The 17,428-nt window shown below is 68.5% G+C and carries 17 protein-coding genes; 9 read left to right on the top strand and 8 right to left on the bottom strand.

Translation table 11 applies throughout. The features are described 5' to 3' along the window. Positions 1–72 precede the first annotated feature (72 nt). The 3 genes from GR168_RS21075 to GR168_RS21065 are packed head-to-tail and all read left to right on the top strand — an operon-like array spanning position 73 to position 2,227. Entirely contained in the window at positions 73–840 is a 768-nt protein-coding gene (locus GR168_RS21075; protein WP_238995107.1) for an ABC transporter permease, read from the top strand. Beyond that, positions 837–1,613: an ATP-binding cassette domain-containing protein gene (locus GR168_RS21070; RefSeq protein WP_159371619.1), complete on the top strand. Its 777-nt coding sequence runs from the start codon at positions 837–839 to the stop codon at positions 1,611–1,613. The genes GR168_RS21075 and GR168_RS21070 overlap by 4 nt, the downstream gene beginning before the upstream one ends. Next, positions 1,610–2,227: an ATP-binding cassette domain-containing protein gene (locus tag GR168_RS21065; RefSeq protein WP_159371618.1), complete on the top strand. Its 618-nt coding sequence runs from the start codon at positions 1,610–1,612 to the stop codon at positions 2,225–2,227. Before GR168_RS21070 ends, GR168_RS21065 begins: the two co-directional genes overlap by 4 nt. A gap of 150 nt (positions 2,228–2,377) precedes the next feature. On the opposite strand, the gene GR168_RS21060 is transcribed toward GR168_RS21065, so the two are convergent. Continuing rightward, positions 2,378–3,334, bottom strand: coding sequence for a R2-like ligand-binding oxidase (locus tag GR168_RS21060; RefSeq protein WP_159371617.1), 957 nt, complete (start codon positions 3,332–3,334; stop codon positions 2,378–2,380). 402 nt (positions 3,335–3,736) lie between these two features. Between GR168_RS21060 and GR168_RS21055 the strand changes: the two genes are divergently transcribed. Continuing rightward, positions 3,737–4,864, top strand: a complete 1,128-nt coding sequence (locus tag GR168_RS21055; RefSeq protein WP_058252255.1) for an NDMA-dependent alcohol dehydrogenase — start codon at positions 3,737–3,739, stop codon at positions 4,862–4,864. A 24-nt stretch (positions 4,865–4,888) separates the two neighbouring features. Here the strand turns inward: GR168_RS21055 and GR168_RS21050 are convergent, their stop codons facing one another. Both GR168_RS21050 and GR168_RS21045 read right to left on the bottom strand, forming a co-directional pair. Next, positions 4,889–5,458, bottom strand: a complete 570-nt coding sequence (locus tag GR168_RS21050; protein WP_058252254.1) for a potassium channel family protein — start codon at positions 5,456–5,458, stop codon at positions 4,889–4,891. Further along, positions 5,455–7,452, bottom strand: coding sequence for a M13 family metallopeptidase (locus GR168_RS21045; RefSeq protein ID WP_058252253.1), 1,998 nt, complete (start codon positions 7,450–7,452; stop codon positions 5,455–5,457). The genes GR168_RS21050 and GR168_RS21045 overlap by 4 nt, the downstream gene beginning before the upstream one ends. Before the next feature lie 400 nt (positions 7,453–7,852). Between GR168_RS21045 and GR168_RS21040 the strand changes: the two genes are divergently transcribed. Continuing rightward, a complete protein-coding gene (locus GR168_RS21040) occupies positions 7,853–9,304 on the top strand; it encodes an NAD(P)/FAD-dependent oxidoreductase (protein ID WP_159371616.1) in 1,452 nt (483 codons plus the stop codon). A 36-nt stretch (positions 9,305–9,340) separates the two neighbouring features. Here GR168_RS21040 and GR168_RS21035 read toward each other — a convergent pair whose 3' ends face one another. Continuing rightward, entirely contained in the window at positions 9,341–9,787 is a 447-nt protein-coding gene (locus GR168_RS21035) for a pyridoxamine 5'-phosphate oxidase family protein (protein ID WP_058252251.1), read from the bottom strand. Between the two features lie 93 nt (positions 9,788–9,880). Between GR168_RS21035 and GR168_RS21030 the strand changes: the two genes are divergently transcribed. The 3 genes from GR168_RS21030 to GR168_RS21020 all read left to right on the top strand — a co-directional run bounded on the left by GR168_RS21030 (position 9,881) and on the right by GR168_RS21020 (position 12,358). Next, positions 9,881–10,624: a GntR family transcriptional regulator gene (locus GR168_RS21030; RefSeq protein WP_159371615.1), complete on the top strand. Its 744-nt coding sequence runs from the start codon at positions 9,881–9,883 to the stop codon at positions 10,622–10,624. A 15-nt stretch (positions 10,625–10,639) separates the two neighbouring features. Further along, the gene (locus GR168_RS21025; protein WP_159371993.1) at positions 10,640–11,359 is read left to right on the top strand and encodes a sterol desaturase family protein; all 720 of its coding nucleotides are present in this window, start codon (positions 10,640–10,642) and stop codon (positions 11,357–11,359) included. Between the two features lie 75 nt (positions 11,360–11,434). Next, entirely contained in the window at positions 11,435–12,358 is a 924-nt protein-coding gene (locus GR168_RS21020; RefSeq protein ID WP_159371614.1) for an NAD(P)-dependent oxidoreductase, read from the top strand. On the opposite strand, the gene GR168_RS21015 is transcribed toward GR168_RS21020, so the two are convergent. Both GR168_RS21015 and GR168_RS21010 read right to left on the bottom strand, forming a co-directional pair. Then, entirely contained in the window at positions 12,359–12,928 is a 570-nt protein-coding gene (locus tag GR168_RS21015) for a hypothetical protein (RefSeq protein WP_238994960.1), read from the bottom strand. A 109-nt stretch (positions 12,929–13,037) separates the two neighbouring features. After that, positions 13,038–13,802, bottom strand: coding sequence for a pirin-like bicupin family protein (locus tag GR168_RS21010; protein ID WP_159371613.1), 765 nt, complete (start codon positions 13,800–13,802; stop codon positions 13,038–13,040). A 203-nt stretch (positions 13,803–14,005) separates the two neighbouring features. Here GR168_RS21010 and GR168_RS21005 point away from each other — a divergent pair, with 203 nt between their 5' ends. Beyond that, on the top strand, positions 14,006–15,643 hold the full coding sequence (locus tag GR168_RS21005; protein WP_058252247.1) for an NTF2-like N-terminal transpeptidase domain-containing protein: 1,638 nt from the start codon (positions 14,006–14,008) through the stop codon (positions 15,641–15,643). Between the two features lie 27 nt (positions 15,644–15,670). Here GR168_RS21005 and GR168_RS21000 read toward each other — a convergent pair whose 3' ends face one another. Together GR168_RS21000 and GR168_RS20995 are read right to left on the bottom strand one after the other, a co-directional pair. After that, positions 15,671–16,138 (bottom strand): DUF3054 domain-containing protein, encoded by a 468-nt coding sequence (locus tag GR168_RS21000; protein WP_058252246.1) that lies wholly within the window; start codon positions 16,136–16,138, stop codon positions 15,671–15,673. Positions 16,139–16,144: 6 nt separating this feature from the next. After that, complete coding sequence (locus GR168_RS20995; RefSeq protein ID WP_159371612.1) at positions 16,145–17,410, bottom strand: YbhN family protein; 1,266 nt, start codon at positions 17,408–17,410, stop codon at positions 16,145–16,147. Positions 17,411–17,428 lie beyond the last annotated feature (18 nt).

Here is a 17,428-nt window from a genome sequence, read left to right as displayed (position 1 = left end):
TCCGCATCGAGCCGCCGCGCCGAGTTCGCGTTCCGACTACGGTTCCTCGCCCCCTGGATCGTGATCGCGGTGATGGTCCTCGTCGCAGTCGGCTGGCCGCTGATCGCCGGTGAACAGACCGCCGATTTCGCGAGGTCCCTCCAGGCTCCCGGTGGCGAGTCGCTGCTCGGCACCGACCACTCGGGGTACGACCTCGGGGTCAGAACAGCGGAGGGGCTGCGCATCTCGTTGCTGATCGCAGCTGCCTGCGCGGTTCTCGCGACTGCGCTCGGACTGATGATCGGCATTGGTTCGGTCACCGCGGGCGGTTGGGTCGACGCGATCGTGATGCGGGTCGTCGACGGCGTCAACGCACTTCCGCACCTCGTGGTGGGCGTGGTCATCGCGGCGATGTGGCGGGGTGAGCCGGTCGCGATCATCGCCTCCATCGCGTTGACGCATTGGCCTGCGGTGGCTCGCGTCGTGCGGGCCGAACTGCTTGAGGTCACCTCTGCCGGATGGGTGGAGGCGTCGCGGCTTGCCGGGGCGTCGCGGACATTCGTGGCCACCCGGCACCTCCTCCCGGCCGTCAGCGGTCAGGTGCTGGTGGCGATGACCGTGCTGCTGCCGCACGCGGTGTGGCATGAGACGACCCTGTCGTTCCTGGGCGTCGGCCTCTCCCCCGATGCCGCGAGTCTGGGCACCCTTCTCGGACAGGCACGCGGCGACGTCCTGACCGGTGCGTGGTGGACGCTGGTGGTGCCAGGAGTCGCACTGATGGTCACCGCGCTGGCGTGTGCGGCCGCGGCGTCGACTCTGCGCCGGGCCACCCTGCCGCCCGCGAGTGGGGTGTGGCGATGAGTATCGGCCTCAGGGGTATCGCGGTCGAGAACGTCACCGTCGACATCGCCACTTGTGACCGCTGGCGCCGGTCGTCGGTGCGGGTCCTCGACGCGGTGACCCTCGAAGTACCCGCCGGATCGATGACCGCGCTCGTGGGCGAGTCCGGTTGCGGAAAATCGATGATCGCCTCCGTGCTGACCGGACTCCTGCCTCCCGGGTCGACCGCGAGCGGAAGTCTGCGGATCGACGACGAGCAGTTCCGCGACGATGCGCTGGTCGACGATCCGCGCTGGCGGAGACTGCGCGGACATCGCATCGGGTTCGTCTCGCAGTCCGCGGCCACGTCCTTCACCCCGGTGCGCACGATCGGCGCCCAGCTCGACGAGGTCATCGCACACTTGAGCGGCACATCCGATGCTGTCGAGTTGTGTCGGCGCGTGCACCTCGACCCCGATGCGCTCCGGGCGTATCCCCACGAACTGTCCGGCGGGATGGCGCAGCGCGCCGCGATCGCCGCGGCCCTGGCCGGGAACCCGGACATGATCGTCGCCGACGAGCCGACCTCGGCGCTCGACTCGCAGCTCGCCGCCTCCGTCTGGGAACTCCTCGCCTCCGCCGCTCGGGAAGGCGCTGCGGTCCTGGTCATCACACACGACGTCGAGACGATGCGGCTCGGGTGCGATTCGGTGGCCGTCATGCGCGCGGGGCGGATCGTCGACCAGCGCAGGCTCGATCAGATCGCGGACTCCGACGACGCCTATGTCGCCGGGTTCTTCGAGGCTGCGCCGTGATCGCCGGCGAGCTCCTAGTCGGCACGGGGTTGAGCGCTCGCTTCGGAGACACGGTCGTGTTCGACGGCCTCGACGTCGCCGTCGTACCCGGGGCGGTGACCGGGGTCGTCGGACGATCGGGGAGCGGCAAGACGACGCTGCTGCGCATCCTCGCCGGGCTCACCGCACCAGCCGAGGGATCGGTCGAGTGGTGCGGGGACCGGCGGCGGCCCGGGGATGTCGGCCTGCTCGCCCAACATCCGCGGCTGGTGACCAACCCGCGGTGGACGCTGCGCCGGATCGTCGCCGAGCCCGCGACGATTGCCGGACGTACCTGCGACATCGAGTCGGTGGCGACCCGGGTCGGGCTCGACAGTTCGCTGCTCGACCGTTACCCCGCGCAGGTGAGCGACGGCCAGTTGCAGCGGGCATGCATCGGGCGGCTCGTGGTGCAGGGGCCGCGGATCGTGCTGTGCGACGAACCGACCGCGATGCTGGACCCCATGGCGACGCGCTCGGTGACGGCGCTGCTCGACGACCTCGTCGCCGACGGGGCAGGGCTGCTGCTGGTGAGCCACGACCGACGGCTCGTGGAATCCCGCAGCCGGGACGTCATCGACCTCGATCTGCGCTGACGGTCCGGCCGGCGTGCGGGTCGCCTTGTGGCTTCGACTCGGCGCCTCGACCTCGACGCGCTCCTTCGTCGCTTGCAAGGCCCGGCGGCTGCGCTCGGTGCCGGCTCAACCAGCGGTGGGGGGCTCGACCAGCGGTGGGCGGAGGGACTGTCACATCTGCAGGCGGATGGCGTCGTCCTCGCCGAACTGGTCTTCGAGGACCTCGGGGGAGTAGTCGAGGTCGATCTCGGCGACCGGGCGGCCCCGGGCGGACTCGATGGCCGACAGCCGGCGCTGGGCGCGGTCGGCGGCATAGGCCAGGAACTCGTCGTTGTCGAGGCCGAAGGGTTGGACCTCGAACTGCTGGTTGACCCACTCGATCATGCCCAGGGCGAGCGGCAGCAGCTCGTTCATGCGTTCGCCGACGGCGTCCCAGAGCGAGTCATCGGCGGCCACGTGCCGGCGGCACGTGAAGGTTCCCCACGCCATGTGCCGGCGCTCGTCGTCGCCGATGAACCGGATCAGCTTCTGCATCCCGGGGAAGATCCCGTGCTGGGTGCAGACCTTCTGCCACGCGTGGTAGCCGGTGAGTGCCAGGCTGCCCTCGATCACGTGGTTGTAGGTGACGCTGGCGCGGATCTGGTTCCGCGGCGACGGGTCGTGGTCGAGGATGTGCAGGGACGCCGGCAGCTCCTCGTAGAACAGCTGGTGGTAGTACGGATTCGCGCTGACGAAGTGCTGGAGGTCGCCGGTGAGGCCGACGGCGTCCATCCATCGCCGGAACACCTGGGTGTGCTTGGCCTCCTCGAAGCAGAACTGCGACAGGTACATCTCGTCGCCGAAGCGGCCCTCGGTCGCCATCGCCTTCATGAACGGCTGGATGTCCTGGGTGACCGCCTCCTCGCCGGCGATGAACTGACTCACCAGATAGGTGGCGCTCCGGCGCTGCTCGTCGGTGAGCTCGGCCCAGTCCTGAGCGTCCTGCGCGAAGTCGATGGCGACCGGGTCCCAGAACCGGGCATTGCCTTTCACGAAGAGCCGCAACGGAAACGAGTCCCAGTTGAGACCGCCTTGTCGCAATGACGAGAAGTCCTGCCGGCCCTCCGCTTTGTGTTCGATGAGAGTCATGAGATCACCAGCCAGACACTTCGGAAGTGGGATACCCCGACGCTAACCCGTTCCTCGATCCGCAGACATGAGATCGGCCAACTCTGTTGTCGCCGAGGTACTTTGCGGTGTGATGCCGACCGGCCGGCGCCGTCGTCGCTTCGGACCCGTCGTCGTCGACGGTGCGCCTCGTTCGTCGACTGTGCGCCTTTGCCGTCGACTGTGCAGCGGTTTCTGGCCGCCGGGACAGCGGTCGCGCCCGCCACGAAATCCTCGGCTGGAACGTCACCCCCAATCCTGTGCCATGGATTGCGTGAAACGCCTGCGAAGGTGTCATCGGTGGATCACCATGTGATCTACGTCGCATAAGCAGACGGCGATATCTGACGCCCCGATTCGGGGTAGCACGAGCGAGGAGCACGAATGAAGACCAAAGGTGCAGTTCTGCGCAATCCGGGCGAAGAGTGGAAGATCGAGGAGTTCGAACTCGGCGATCCGGTCGCGGGCGAAGTCCAGGTCAAACTCGTCAGCTCGGGTCTGTGCCACTCGGATCACCACCTGCGGACCGGCGACAGCCCGGCACCCATGCCGGTGCTCGGCGGACACGAGGGCGCCGGCATCGTCACCAAGGTGGGCCCGGGTGTCACCCGCCTCAAGGAGGGTGACCACGTCGTCACCGCCTTCATCCCCGCGTGCGGCACGTGCGAGCCGTGCTCACGCGGTCAGCAGAACATCTGCGACGAGGGCGCGCGGCTCCTGACCGGCCTGTCCATCGCAGACGACACGAACCGCGCGTACACCCACGACGGGGTGCCACTGGTGCAGATGTGCATGCTCGGCACCTTCGCCCCGTACATCACGGTCAATCAGGCGTCGCTGGTCAAGATCGAGGACGACATCCCCCTCCAGACGGCTGCGCTGCTCGGTTGCGGTGTGGCGACCGGCTGGGGTTCGGCCGTCGAGATCGGCGGCACGCATGCCGGTGACACCGTGGTGGTCGTGGGCATCGGTGGTGTCGGTATCAACTCGGTGCAGGGTGCCGCGGCGGCCGGTGCGCGCAACGTCATCGCCGTCGATCCGGTGCCGTTCAAGTTGCAGATGGCCGAAAAGCTGGGTGCGACACACACGTTCCCGTCGATGGAGGCGGCGCTCGAGGCGATCGGTGACATCACCTGGGGCAAGATGGCCAACACGACCATCCTCACGGTGGGTGAGATCGACGGGTCGATGATCGCCCCGGCTCTGGCTCTCACCGGCAAGGCGGGACAGGTCGTCGTCGTGGGCATGGGCAACTTCGCGTCCATGGACGCCCAGATGAACCTCTTCGATCTCACCCTCATGCAGAAGCGCGTGCAGGGCGCCATCTTCGGCGGTGCGAGCCCCCGCACCCAGGTTCCGGCGCTCCTGAACGAGTATCGGGCCGGCAAGCTCAACCTCGACGGCCTGGTGACCAACACCTACCGACTCGACCAGATCAACGAGGCCTACGACGACATGCTGGCGGGCAACAACATCCGCGGCATGATCGTCTACGGGGACGACGACTACTGAGACTGAGCCAGTAGCGACGCCAGGTCACCGTCCGGTGGCCTGGCGTCGCTGGTTCACCAGCAGGTTGAGGAAGCGCACGCCCAGACCGAGGAGCAGCAGGGTGCTCGCCATCTGGATCGACACCGCGACGCGCGCACCCTGCGAATCCGGCGCGATGTCGCCGAAACCCGTCGTGGTGAACACGGTGAGGCAGAAGTACAGCGCGTCGACCCGGGTGAGCGACTCGTTGAAACTGCCGGGATCGTATTCGGAGAACAGGAAATACGTCGTCGCGAATGCGACGATGTAGAACCCGGCCAGCGCCACCAGCATCTCCATCGCGGTCGCGACGGGCCGGTCGGAACCGGCGAACTTGCGGACCTCCCAGACACAGAACGCGATCAGCAACGCGGCCCCGACGACGAGCCCGAGATAGTTCAGATCGCTCTCTTTGTCGATGGGCAGCAGGAAGTATCCGGCGAGCAGGACGACGGCGGCTCCGATCGGTCGCAGCAGAGCGACCGTGAGTTCGCGTCCCCGCACCAGACCCAGTGATGCGGCCGTACCCGGCGGACCCTCGTCGCGCGGATCGGGTCCGCCGGGCACGTCGTTCACCAGATCCGCACGCGTTCGGCGGGGTCCAGGTACAGCGAGTCCCCGGGCTTGACGTCGAAGGCCTCGTAGAACGCGTCCATGTTGCGGACGACGCCGTTGCACCGGAACTCCGGCGGCGAATGCGGGTCGATCGAGAGGCGTCGGATGGCTTCGGCATCTCGGGTCTTGGTCCGCCAGATCTGCGCCCAGCTGTAGAACACGCGCTGTGTTCCGGTCAGGCCGTCGATGATCGGCGGTTGGGCCCCGCTCGCCTCGTTCGCGATCTGGTACGCGACGAGTCCGATCGACAACCCGCCGAGGTCACCGATGTTCTCACCGATGGTGAAGTCGCCGTTGACCTTGTGCTCGGGATCGAGTCCGGTCGGGGTGAACTCACCGTACTGGTCGATGAGTTTGCGTGTCCGCGAGGAGAACTCGGTCCGGTCGGTGTCGGTCCACCAGTCGACGAGGTTGCCGTCGCCGTCGTACTTCGCGCCCTGATCGTCGAATCCGTGCCCGATCTCGTGACCGATGACCGCGCCGATGCCGCCGTAGTTGACCGCGTCGTCGGCGTCGGGGTCGAAGAACGGTGGCTGCAGGATCGCGGCGGGGAACACGATCTCGTTCATGCCGGGGTTGTAGTAGGCGTTGACCGTCTGCGGCGTCATGAACCATTCGTCGTGGTCGACCGGTGAGCCGATCTTGGCGAACTCGCGGTCCTGCTCGAACGACGCGGACCGGGCGACGTTCCCGATGAGGTCGCCGCGATCGACGCTTAACGAACTGTAGTCGCGCCACTTGGCCGGATAGCCGATCTTGGGGGTGAACTTGCCGAGCTTGACCAGCGCCTTCTCCCGGGTCTCCGGGGTCATCCACGGCAGGTCGGAGATGTTGCGGCGGTAGGCCTCGACCAGGTTGGCGATCAGCTCGTCCATCCGTGCCTTGGCCTCGGGCGGGAAGTGCTTGGCCACATAGAGTTTGCCGACCGCGAATCCCATCGCGGCCTCGACGAACCCGACGCCCCGCTTCCACCGGTCGCGGTTGGCCTCCGCGCCGGTCAGGATGCGGCCGTAGAAGTCGAAGTTCTCGTCGACGAACGGTGCGGACAGGTACGACGCGGCCGAATGCACGAGCCGCCAGGTCAGCCAGGTCTTCCACTCGTCCAGGGGGCGATCCGTGAGGAGGCCGGCGACGCCCGACAGGAACGACGGCTGCGCGACGACGACCTCGGCGAAGGTCGCGTCACCGCTCGTGCCCAGGCCGCCGAACCACTCCGAAAACGGGAAACCGTCTGCGGTGGTGCTCAACTCGTCGAGGGACATGAGGTTGTAGGTGAGCTCGGCATCGCGGCGTCGGACCACATCCCAGTGCTGAGCGGCGATAGCCGTCTCGAGGTCGAGGACCGTCGCGGCCCGGGCGGCGGCGTCGTCGAAGCCGGCGAGCGCGAACATGCGCTCGACGTGCGCGACATACGCCGTCCTGGTCTCGGCGTGCTTGTCCTCCCGGTAGTAGGACTCGTCGGGAAGTCCGAGACCGGACTGCGTCAGGTGCACGAGGTATCGGTCGGACTGCTTCGCATCCGTGTCGACGTAGTAACCGAACAGGCCACCGGTGCCGTGGCGCTGCAACCGTCCGATCCGCCGGGCGAGCGCCTCGAGCGAGTCGATGGCCGCGATCTTCTCCAGTTCGCCGGTGATCGGGCCGATCCCGAGGGCCTCGATGTGGTCGGTGTCCATGAACGACGCGTACAGGTCGCCGATCTTCTGCTCGTCGGAACCGCTTTCCGGGTTCGACGAAGCGCAGTCGGTGATGATGTCGCGCACGTTCTCCTCGGAGTTGTCGCGCAGCACGTGGAAGGCGCCGTCGACGGAACGGTCGTCGGGGATGACGTGCGACTCGAGCCACTTGCCGTTGACGTGAGCGAACAGGTCGTCCTGAACGCGGACGGAATCGTCGACCCACTCGAGGTCGAGTCCGGAGCTGAGGTCGGTATTCGATGCAGTCACGCGCTCCATCCTGTCACCGGATCGTCCATTCGTCAGCCGCCTCCGCCGTGGGCGAAATCGGAGAACCGCTGGTCGATGCTGCTGGAGACCCTTCGTGACGGCCCTCCGCAAGCTCCGGGCCTCCTCAGGGAGCGGGAGGTGCTGTCCTCCGCAAGCTCCGGGCCTCCTCAGGGAGCGGGAGGTGCTGTCCTCCGCAAGCTTCGGGCCTCCTCGGGGAGCGGGGGGGTACGACGAGTCCGGGGGCATTGTGAGCCGCTGAGCGGATCAGACTGCCCCGGACTCGATGCGGCGCCCGCTGCAATCTGAAATCCGCTGCGAGAGAGTGGATCATGTCCCTCGAGCCGGTGGGAGCCTCGAGGCAATCTGTGCACTCGCCTACCCGGTTTCGAATCCGACCTACGCTGAACCCATGGATGCAACCTTCGACGTCGTCGTAATCGGTGGCGGTCCGGTGGGCGAGAATGTCGCCGACTATGCGATACGGGGCAGCGATCGAACTGCTGTCGTCATCGAGCACGAGCTCATGGGGGGTGAGTGCTCGTACTGGGCATGCATGCCGAGCAAGGCGTTGTTGGGTCCGGGGTCCGCGCTCGAGGAAGCCCGTGCCCTGGCGGGTGCGCGTGAACGGGTGAGCGGCGATCGTCCGGACGCCGACGCCCTCCTGGCGTGGCGCGACACAGTGAACGACCGACGGGACGGGCCCGGGGCGACCCACGACGACTCCGGGCAGGTGAAATGGGCCGAAGGCGCCGGGATGACGGTGATCCGCGGGCATGGGCGGTTGTCGGGTGAGCGGCAGGTGACTGTCGGCGACACGGTGGTGACGGCGCGTGAGGCGGTCGTGGTGGCGACGGGGAGCACTGCGTCGATCCCGCCGACACCGGGTCTGGCCGAGGCGCACCCGTGGACCTCCCGCGACGCGACGAATCTCGTGGAGGTGCCGGATCGGATTCTCGTCGTCGGCGGTGGCGTCGTGGCGTGCGAAGCGGTGACCTGGTTGCTCGACCTCGGTGCGGAGGTCGTCATGGCCATCCGCGGTGACCGGTTGCTGCCCAAGATGGAGTCGTTCGTCTCAGAGCGGATCGCTGACTCGCTGACTGCCCGCGGCGCGGACATCCGGTTCGGGACGACGATCGAGTCGGTCGACCGGCCCGGCGCCGCCGACACCGGCTACGGACGCATCCACGGCGGCCCCGTCACCGTCCGGCTCGACGGTGACGGCGCAGGCGAGCTCGTCGTCGACGAGATCCTGGTGGCGGCGGGACGCTCGCCCGCGACGCGGGATCTCGGTCTGGAGTCGGTGGGACTCGAGGCGGGCGGCCCGCTGCGCGCCGATGACCATCTGACGGTGGCCGACCACCCGTGGCTGTACGCGGTGGGAGATGTCAACGGCCGTAATGCGTTGACACACATGGGCAAGTATCAGGCGCGGGTGGCCGGGGACGTGATCGCGGCACGCGTGGAGGGTCGGGACCTCGACGGTCCGCGGTACGTCGCGAGCTCCGACCACGGTGCCGTGCCGCAGGTGGTGTTCACCCGGCCGGAGATCGCATCTGTCGGGCTGACCGCGAAGCAGGCGAAGGACGCCGGCATCGATGTACGGATCGCCGACGGGGACATCTCCGTGGCGGGGTCCTACCTGACCGATCCCGAGTACTCGGGTCACGCCTGTCTCGTCGTCGATGCGAGCCGCGACATCCTCGTCGGGGCGACCTTCGCGGGGCCGCAGACCGCGGAACTCGTCCATTCGGCGACGGTCGCCATCGTCGGCGAGGTCCCGCTCTCGCGGCTATGGCATGCGGTTCCGTCGTACCCGACCATCAGCGAGGTCTGGTTGCGGTTGCTCGATCAGCTGCGATGAGCCGCGGCCCGGCGGTCGCCGAGTCGAAGGCCCCGCTCAGAAGCTCAGTCGCCGGATCTTGTCCGGCCGGATGACGATCCGCACCCAGTCGTCGGCGAGGATCTCCGCGAGATCCTGTGCGCGGGTGGGATCGTCGAGGTCCCAGTAGCGGTCGGCCAGTCGTGCTGCGAGTTCGCGCGCGGCCGCACCGTCGGTCTCGATGCGCGTGGCGCCGGAAACGGAGATCCAGCGCTCGCGTTCCTCGACCGGGGTCGCGACCACGATCGAGGCGCGTGGATCTGCCTTGAGGCGACGCACCTTCAGCGAATCGGGACCGGTGAAGAGCTGGATCTCGCCGTCCGCGGTCGCCTCGAACCACACCGGCCGAGGCTGCGGCGGCGTCGGGCCGGTCGCCGTCGAGAAGAAGCCGAGGAGTGGGCGGCTGAGAAAGTCCAGATCGTCGGCGGTCAAGGTGTTGGACGAAGGCGCGGCGATGTCACTCATGGTGGGTACAACCCGAGCGCCCACCGAACATTCCTCGGTGGACGATTGGTCTTACCACTTGACCACCAGTCCTCCTGGTTCTACGGTCGGTGCATGCCGTTCGAGCCCGTGTCCCAGCAGAGCGCCCCCGAGATCGTGTTCGACCAGATCGTCGAGGGCGTGCTGTCGGGTGACCTACCGGCCGGCGAGGCCCTTCCAAGCGAACGGGAATTGGCCCGCATCCTCGGCGTCTCGCGGCCCACCGTGCGGGAAGCGTTGAAGCGGGTGGCCGCGGCCGGTCTGGTCTCCATTCGGCAGGGCGACGGCGCACGGGTCCAGGACATCGCGCGGACGGGTGGCCTCGATCTGTTGCCGCGACTCCTGATCCGGGGCGGCGCGCTCGTGCCGAGTGTCGCTCGCTCGATCGTCGAGGCACGTGCCGCGGTCGGCCCGGATGTCGCCGGGCTGGCGGCGAGGCGGGTGACCGACGACCAGATCGCCAGGCTGACAGCGCTGCTCGCCGATCTCGCCGCCGAACCGGACCCGGTCGGACAGCAGGTCGCGGCACTCGAGTTCTGGAGCGCGATCGTCGACGCGGCCGACTCGATCGCATTCCGTCTCATGTACAACTCGCTCCGCGCCGCGTACGAACCGGCGCTTCCCGCGCTCGCGTCGATGCTGGAGCCGGAGGTCGGCAACATCGACGGCTATCGCGCGCTCGTCGACGCGATCACGTCTCGCGAACCCGGCCGCGCCGAGGCCGCTGCCCGTGAACTGCTCGCGCCCGCGACTGCGGCATTGCTCGAACTCTGTCAGGCACTCGAGGGTGCGGAGTCTGACATCGGAGAGGGGAACTGAATGTCTGCCGAGAGCATCGACGCCGACCACATCGACCACAGAGCGCGCCGGCAGGTGGCGGCGGAGGAACGGCGAATGCGATCACGGCGGTCGACGACCCTGCGTGCCGCATTCGCCGAGTTCCTCCGGCACCCGTCGCCCTGGATGATCGCCGCGTTCCTGGTGACCTCGTCGGCGGCGCGAATTTGGCTGGGCGGGTGGGGAATCGCCGATCTGGTCGTCCCGGTCGTGATGATCGCGAGCTTCCCGCTGGCCGAATGGCTGATCCACGTCGTCGTGTTGCACTGGCGGCCGAAGCGCCTGGGACCGGTCACCATCGATCCGCTGGTGGCGCGTAAGCACCGCGAGCACCACTCGGACCCGCGGAACATCCCCCTGGTGTTCATCCCGTGGCAGGTGCTGGTCACGGTCGTCCTCGCGGCCGTCGCGGTGGGGCTCCTCGTCTTCGCCAGTGCCGAGCGCGGTCTCACGTTCATGGCGACGCTCGCGGCGATCGGACTGGTCTATGAATGGACGCACTATCTGATCCACTCCGATTACCGGCCGCGCCACGCCTACTATCGCCGGTTGTGGCGCAACCATCGATTCCACCACTACCGCAACGAGCACTATTGGTTCGCGGTCACCACCGCGGGCACCGCGGACCGGTTGCTGCACACCTATCCTGATCCCGACACGATCGAGAAGTCGCCCACCGCAAAGAATCTGCACGCTCTATCGCAGACGGGGGACTGACGGCGAACCACATGTCGGTGCGGTTTGTCCCGGTAACCGGGACAAACCGCAACGCGATCCGGGATACTCGCCCGCATGCGGGTATTCGTCACCGGCGGTACTGGGGCCATCGGGGGATACGCGGTGCCCGCATTGGTCGCCGCGGGACACGACGTGCGTGCGCTGGCGCGCTCGGATGCCGCCGCTTCCGCGCTGCGTGCCCACGGCGCCGCCCCGATTCGGGTGTCGCTGTTCGATCGACACGGACTCGCCCAGTACTTCGACGGCTGCGGCGCGGTCGTCAATCTCGCGTCCTCCCTTCCGGGGACCGCCTCATTCGTCCGGAAGTCGGCCTGGGCGGACTGTCATCGCATCCGGCGGGAGGGCTCGGCCGCGGTGGTCGACGCCGCACTCGCCGCCGGCGTGCCGCGGGTGGTGCAGGAATCGGTTGCCATGGTGTACACCGACGCCGGTGACCGGTGGATCGACGAGGAGTCGCCGGTCGACCACTATCCGATCGCGGTGGGCAACCACGCCGCCGAGGCCTCGGCCCGCCGGTTCACCGATTCGGGTGGGGTCGGCGTGGTGCTCCGGTTCGGGTTGTTCTACGGCGTCGGCGCCGCCCACAGCGAGCAGCTCATGGCGCTCGCCCGACGACGGATCGGTTTCCGGGCCGGCCGACCTGGTGCCTACGTCTCCTCGATCCACCTCGCCGATGCCGCCGACGCCGTGGTGTCCGCACTCGAAATCGCTTCCGGCATTAACAACATCGTCGACGATCTGCCGGTCACCAAGAAGCATCACACGGCGGCCCTGGCGGGTGCGGTCGGCAAGCACCCCTACGTGACCTTGCCCGGTCGGGCCGCCCTCCTGCTCGGCGAACGAACCACGTCGCTGACACGTTCGCTTCGGGTGTCCAACAGACGGTTTCGGTCGGCGGCAGGTTGGCGACCGCGGTACGCCTCGGTGTGGGAGGGGTACGCGCAGATGGCACGGGACCTCGACACCGGGTCGGGGTGATCAACCGGTGATCTCGACAGCGAGCCCGCCCGGTTTGACGGAACTCGTGCCCGGTGACACCTCCCGCCCGAGGTACCGCAACCAGCCGCCGTACTCCGTGATGTCGACCGCGGAGTCGAGAGCCGAGGTGGCGCAACCGAAACCGGTCATGCTCCCACCGTCGGACAACTCGACCTGCCCCAACGTCATCGGCGACGGGAGTGCCCGGACGAACGATGCGAGTCCGGCGGCCGGCACCCGCCAGACCCCGCCGGCGATCTCGGCGCCGCCGGTGTGCGTGTGCACGAGACCGGGTTTGGGCGGGGCGGTGTCCAGGGCGTACAACCGGTACGACGGCGACGTGGAGGCCCCGCCCAGGTAGCGGGCCCCGCGCCCGGTGAGTTCGGCTTCGAGTGGCTGTGGCTCGGGGAGCCGATCACCCGGCGAGAGCCTGCCGTCGAGCACGTCGTCGCGGATGGCCGTGGCGATCGCGTCCCTCGTCGCCGGTCGCACCGTCGCACCGTCGACCGGTGTGGCCTGGTCGATCGTCAGGACCGGGGTCGGGTCGGTCGTGTCTGCTTCCGGCGTCACGCGACTCAGGATAGGCCGGGAGGGCGGAGTCCACCCGCCGGCGCAGCGCGGCGTGACCGGGCTCGACGCGGTTGTGACCTGCACGCGTTGATCTGTTGGTTCCCTCGGTTCACGCCCCACCCAGCCCGGCGGCCATCGACCACACCAGCACCTCGGCGTCGGAGTCGTCGCCGGCGCGGATCGGGAACGACGCGGAGTCGACGCCTCGGAGGGCGTCACCCGGGCCCAGAACGCCGATCTCCCGGACGCCGACCCCGTCGACCTCGATCTGTCCGTGCACGACTAACAGGTGGGTGAACCGGGAAGCGGGTACCTCGACGGTCTCGCCGGGGCGGAGTCGCGCCGCGAACAGGGTGGCGCCCGAGTTGGCGACGGAGACCGCGGCGTCGACATCGGCGACGCCCGACGCGATCGGTACGAGTCCGCCCGCGGCGAGTCGGTCGCGGACATCGGCCTGCGCGTACGACGGCGCGAGGCCGTGGCGGTCGGGCATCAGCCACATCTGGACGTAGCGGACGGGCTCGGTGCCGGCGTCGGGCAGGTCGGGCCATGAGTCGTTGCGCTCGGAGTGTTCGACGCCGGTGCCCGCGCTCATCCGCTGTACCAGGCCGGGGTACAGGACACCGGAGCGCCCGGCCGAGTCGCGGTGGACCAGCGTCCCCGTGACCACCCATGTCACGATCTCGCTCTCCTGATGGGTGTGGAGATCGAAGCCCGCGCCGGGTGCGACGACCTCGTCGTTGACGGCGAGCAGCGCGCCGAAGTGCGTGTTCGACGGGTCGTAGTGGTCGCCGAAGGAGAAGCAGTGTCGTGAGGTCAGCCAGCCGGTGGCGGTGACCGGACGATCGTCGCCACGGAAGACGGTGAAAACCATGCGGCCATTGTCGCAGTGCGGCAAGGTGAGGGCGGTCGGGGACGGCCGGGTCCGGGATCTGTCGACGTCGGTCTCGGACGGCGATCGCGCACGCCGCGGAGTGTCAAAAGTCCCGTGGGCGAGATGAGTTCGTGACCGGCTTGATCCCCGAATGGAAGCTGGCGACGTCGATTTCGAGTGTTACACGAGTGAAAATTGTCGTCATGAAGATCTGGGTCAAGCGCGCGACGACAGCCGCTTGTGCCGCGGTCACGTGCGCGGTCATGGTGAGTTCCTGTGGGTTCGCCGGTTCGACCGACACGGGCGCCGCTGCCGCCATCGACGCATTCGCCGACGCCCTCAGCCGCCAGGACGCCGGCGGGGCCGCCACGTTCACCACCGCACCGGGACAAGCCGGTGACAGTCTCACCACCACTCTGAGACAGATGGATGCCCAACGCGTCGACGTCGACGTCGAGAATCCGGTCGAATACAGCGACGGGACCGCGACCTTCTCCGTCACGACCACGTGGAACTGGGACAAGGGCCGCGTGTTCGAATCGACCAGCGGTGGTACCGCGCGGAAGCTGTCGTCGGGGTGGAAGGTCACCTGGGACCCCGCCATCCTGCACGCCGGCCTCGCCGCCGGTGGCACGCTGCGCGAGATCCGCACCGACGCGAAGCCGGCGCCGACCGTGCGCAGCCGGACCGGCCGGATCTTCATGTATGCCCAGCCGGTCAACGAGATCGTGCTCGACCCAGCCCGCACCTCCGACCTGAACGCCTCGGTCCGGGCCCTCGCCAGGGTGATCGCGCCGATCGCACCCCTGATCACCGGCCAGGTGATCCGCGAGAAGCTCGACGCGGCGCCGGGCAGGGCCATCACCGCGGTGGGTCTGCGCGACTCCGACATGGAGGTGCTGGCCGGCGACCCGCGTCGAGTCCCCGGTGTCGTGGTCAACCGGTCCGACCAGCTGGTGATGGCGGACCGGCGCCTGTCCTCCCCCCTCGAGGACGGGCTGACCAACTACTGGCAGGCCATCCGCGACGCCACCGCCGGGTGGCAGGTCGAGATGCTCGGTCCGGGTGCCGCGCCCCGCAAGTTGGCCGGCGAGCAGGGTCCTCCCGGACCCGACGTCCCGACCACCATGGACCAGGGCGTCCAGCTGTCCCTGGGCGACGCGGCCGTCGAGGTCGGTCAACCCGCGACGATCATGACCCTCGACGCGCAGACCGGTGCGATCACCGGGATGGCGCAGAACTCGTATGCGATCGACAGCGGCGTCGACCTCGACCAGCCCTATCCGGTCGGCACCACCCTCAATCCCGTCTTCGGTGCGATCGGGCGAGCCGTCGGGTCGGACCAGCAGCGTGGCGACGAACTGCTCGACCGGCTCGGGCTCGGCGTCCAGTTCACGGTGCCCGGCGCGAGCGTTCCGACCGCTGACCGTCCCGGGATCGCGACCATCGACTACCGTCCCGGCTCGAGCATGATGTCGATGACCAACATGGCCGCCTTCGGTGTCGCCATGGCGCGTAGCGCCTCCGGGCAATCCTCGTCGGTGCCGCCGTTCGTGCTGAAAAACGTGCCGACGAAGATCGCGGGCGGCGAGCTCGGCGGGCTCGATCCGGCCGTCGTCCGGCCGGTGCTGCAGGCGATGACCGCCACTGCCGCCACCGGCGACGCCAGTGACCTCACCCGCGCGCCGGGACTGCGTGCCCTCGTCGGCACCAACGGCCCCGAGGGGCCCGGCTGGTTCGTGGGGCTCCAGGGCGGTCAGGTCGTCGTCATCTACACCGAGGGACCCAAGTCGGGGACCGCCGCACTCCAGGTCGCGCAGAAGTACTTCACGATCAAGTAGGTCCGCGAACGCTCGCGGCCCTCGTCGTCAGGCGGCGGCGCGACGACCGAGGTAGGCGAAGACGGCTCGCCAGCCGAGCAGGAAGAGCGCGAGCACCACGGCCGCGACGATGACGAAGCTGACCGCCACGCCCTGGCTGAGGATGAAGCGCAGGATCATCGCGACGGTCACCGTGCAGAACCAGATGACGAGACCGACCGGGACGACCCGGTCCGGCCGGAAGTCGTGACCGAAGAAGTCGCTCGACCGCACATGCGCGTAGACGTAGGTGATCGACCAGCCGGCCGCACAGCCGGCGAGGAACGGCCACAGCGTGTGCAGCACCGAGGTCAGCGCATAGCCCTCTTCGTGACTGGCCCGGCCGATGAGGACGAAGACCGTGATCGCCACGGCGTCGAACAGGGCGGCGACGGGACCCGTCGCCGTTCCGCGCGCCGGCGAGGACCCCGTCTCCGCCGTCGCGTCGGAGCCCCGGTCCGTCTTCGAGCTCAGCATGGTGGATTACCGTACCGGGTCCGACGGCGGATCGGTGTCGGACGTTCGTGCGGAGTCCCCTCGTTGCGGGTTGTCGGGTCCGTCCGTGGGCGGTGCCCCCGGGCGCGGCGGTTCGACACCATCCGGCGGCGGGATGGGAAGCGCCGTACCGTCGGGCGTCGTGGGCGACGGGTCGTCGGCCGAGCGTTCGAGGGCGTCGGCGTCCCGCTCGACCTCGTCGATGAACGTGTCGTCGCGCTTGATGCGGTTACGGAACATGAGACCGATGACCACCCAGCCGATGCCCGACACGATCACATAGCTGATCAGCCGGTAGATGAGGACCGCCGTGATGGCGTCGGCGGCGGGCATCCCGGCGCTGGTCAGCGCGGGGACGAGCACCGCGTCGACGACGCCGATGCCGCCCGGCAGCAGGGGGATCGCCGAGCCGACCGCCTTGCCCGCCGCGTAGGCGACCATCAGTCCGGAGATGCTCGGGTGGGCGTCGACCGCCCAGCAGGCGAACATCAGACACCCGACGTCGGCGACCCAGTTGAACAGGCTCCAGCCGAATGCGACCGAGGTGTCGCGCTTGGTGAGTTGCACCGCCCGGAGCTGTTCGAGGGTCTCGAACAACTTCTCGGTGCCGTGGTCCTCCGGCTTGTTCCGGAGTTGATTCACCCAACCCAGGACTCGAATCCCGGTGCTCTTCAACGATTCCGGATGACTGGCCAGGTACTGCAGGACCACCGCGACCGCGAGGAACCCGGCAACGGAGAAGACGACCGAGAACGGGCTGGTCTTCGCTCCGGCCAGGAGGGCGCCGCCGAACCCGAGCACCGCGAGACCGATGCCGGCGAGCAGGCCCGACATGACGACCTGCCACGACGCGATGACCGGTGTCGCACCCCACTTGCGGGTTTCCCGATAGGTGAACGCGGGGGCGAGGACCTGGCCGCCCGGCATCGTCTGGCTCAGCGAGTTGGCCGCGAGGATGACCGACAGGGACTTCCACTGCGTGACCCGCAGGCCCGCCGAGCGCAACAGTGCGCGCTGGACCTGGGCGAAACTGTCCATCGACAGCATCGCGGCGACGAGACACGCCGCGACCCAGTGCCACTCGATCTCACCGATACGCAGCCAGGCGCCCCGCAGTTCGGGCCAGATGAGAACGACTTCGACGGCGAGGATGACCAGGACGACGGTGAGCAGGACCCATCGGACCCACCAGAACCGAGGACGGGTCACCGGGGCTGCCGCGCCCCCCGGCGAGCCAACATCCTCCGACGACATACGTGCCACCCTAGGGTA

Source organism: Gordonia sp. JH63, from assembly GCF_009856645.1.
GTDB classification, from domain to species: Bacteria; Actinomycetota; Actinomycetes; order Mycobacteriales; family Mycobacteriaceae; genus Gordonia; species Gordonia hongkongensis.
This window is presented reverse-complemented; position numbering and strand designations above follow the sequence as displayed.

Excerpts from the sequence above, each read along its gene's own strand:
- GR168_RS21075 (WP_238995107.1), top strand. The coding sequence starts at position 73 with ATGGTCCTCGTCGCAGTCGGCTGGCCGCTGATCGCCGGTGAACAGACC.
- GR168_RS21070 (WP_159371619.1), top strand. The coding sequence starts at position 837 with ATGAGTATCGGCCTCAGGGGTATCGCGGTCGAGAACGTCACCGTCGAC.
- GR168_RS21060 (WP_159371617.1), bottom strand. The coding sequence starts at position 3,334 with ATGACTCTCATCGAACACAAAGCGGAGGGCCGGCAGGACTTCTCGTCA.
- GR168_RS21055 (WP_058252255.1), top strand. The coding sequence starts at position 3,737 with ATGAAGACCAAAGGTGCAGTTCTGCGCAATCCGGGCGAAGAGTGGAAG.
- GR168_RS21045 (WP_058252253.1), bottom strand. The coding sequence starts at position 7,452 with ATGGAGCGCGTGACTGCATCGAATACCGACCTCAGCTCCGGACTCGAC.
- GR168_RS21040 (WP_159371616.1), top strand. The coding sequence starts at position 7,853 with ATGGATGCAACCTTCGACGTCGTCGTAATCGGTGGCGGTCCGGTGGGC.
- GR168_RS21035 (WP_058252251.1), bottom strand. The coding sequence starts at position 9,787 with ATGAGTGACATCGCCGCGCCTTCGTCCAACACCTTGACCGCCGACGAT.
- GR168_RS21030 (WP_159371615.1), top strand. The coding sequence starts at position 9,881 with ATGCCGTTCGAGCCCGTGTCCCAGCAGAGCGCCCCCGAGATCGTGTTC.
- GR168_RS21020 (WP_159371614.1), top strand. The coding sequence starts at position 11,435 with ATGCGGGTATTCGTCACCGGCGGTACTGGGGCCATCGGGGGATACGCG.
- GR168_RS21010 (WP_159371613.1), bottom strand. The coding sequence starts at position 13,802 with ATGGTTTTCACCGTCTTCCGTGGCGACGATCGTCCGGTCACCGCCACC.
- GR168_RS21005 (WP_058252247.1), top strand. The coding sequence starts at position 14,006 with ATGAAGATCTGGGTCAAGCGCGCGACGACAGCCGCTTGTGCCGCGGTC.
- GR168_RS21000 (WP_058252246.1), bottom strand. The coding sequence starts at position 16,138 with ATGCTGAGCTCGAAGACGGACCGGGGCTCCGACGCGACGGCGGAGACG.
- GR168_RS20995 (WP_159371612.1), bottom strand. The coding sequence starts at position 17,410 with ATGTCGTCGGAGGATGTTGGCTCGCCGGGGGGCGCGGCAGCCCCGGTG.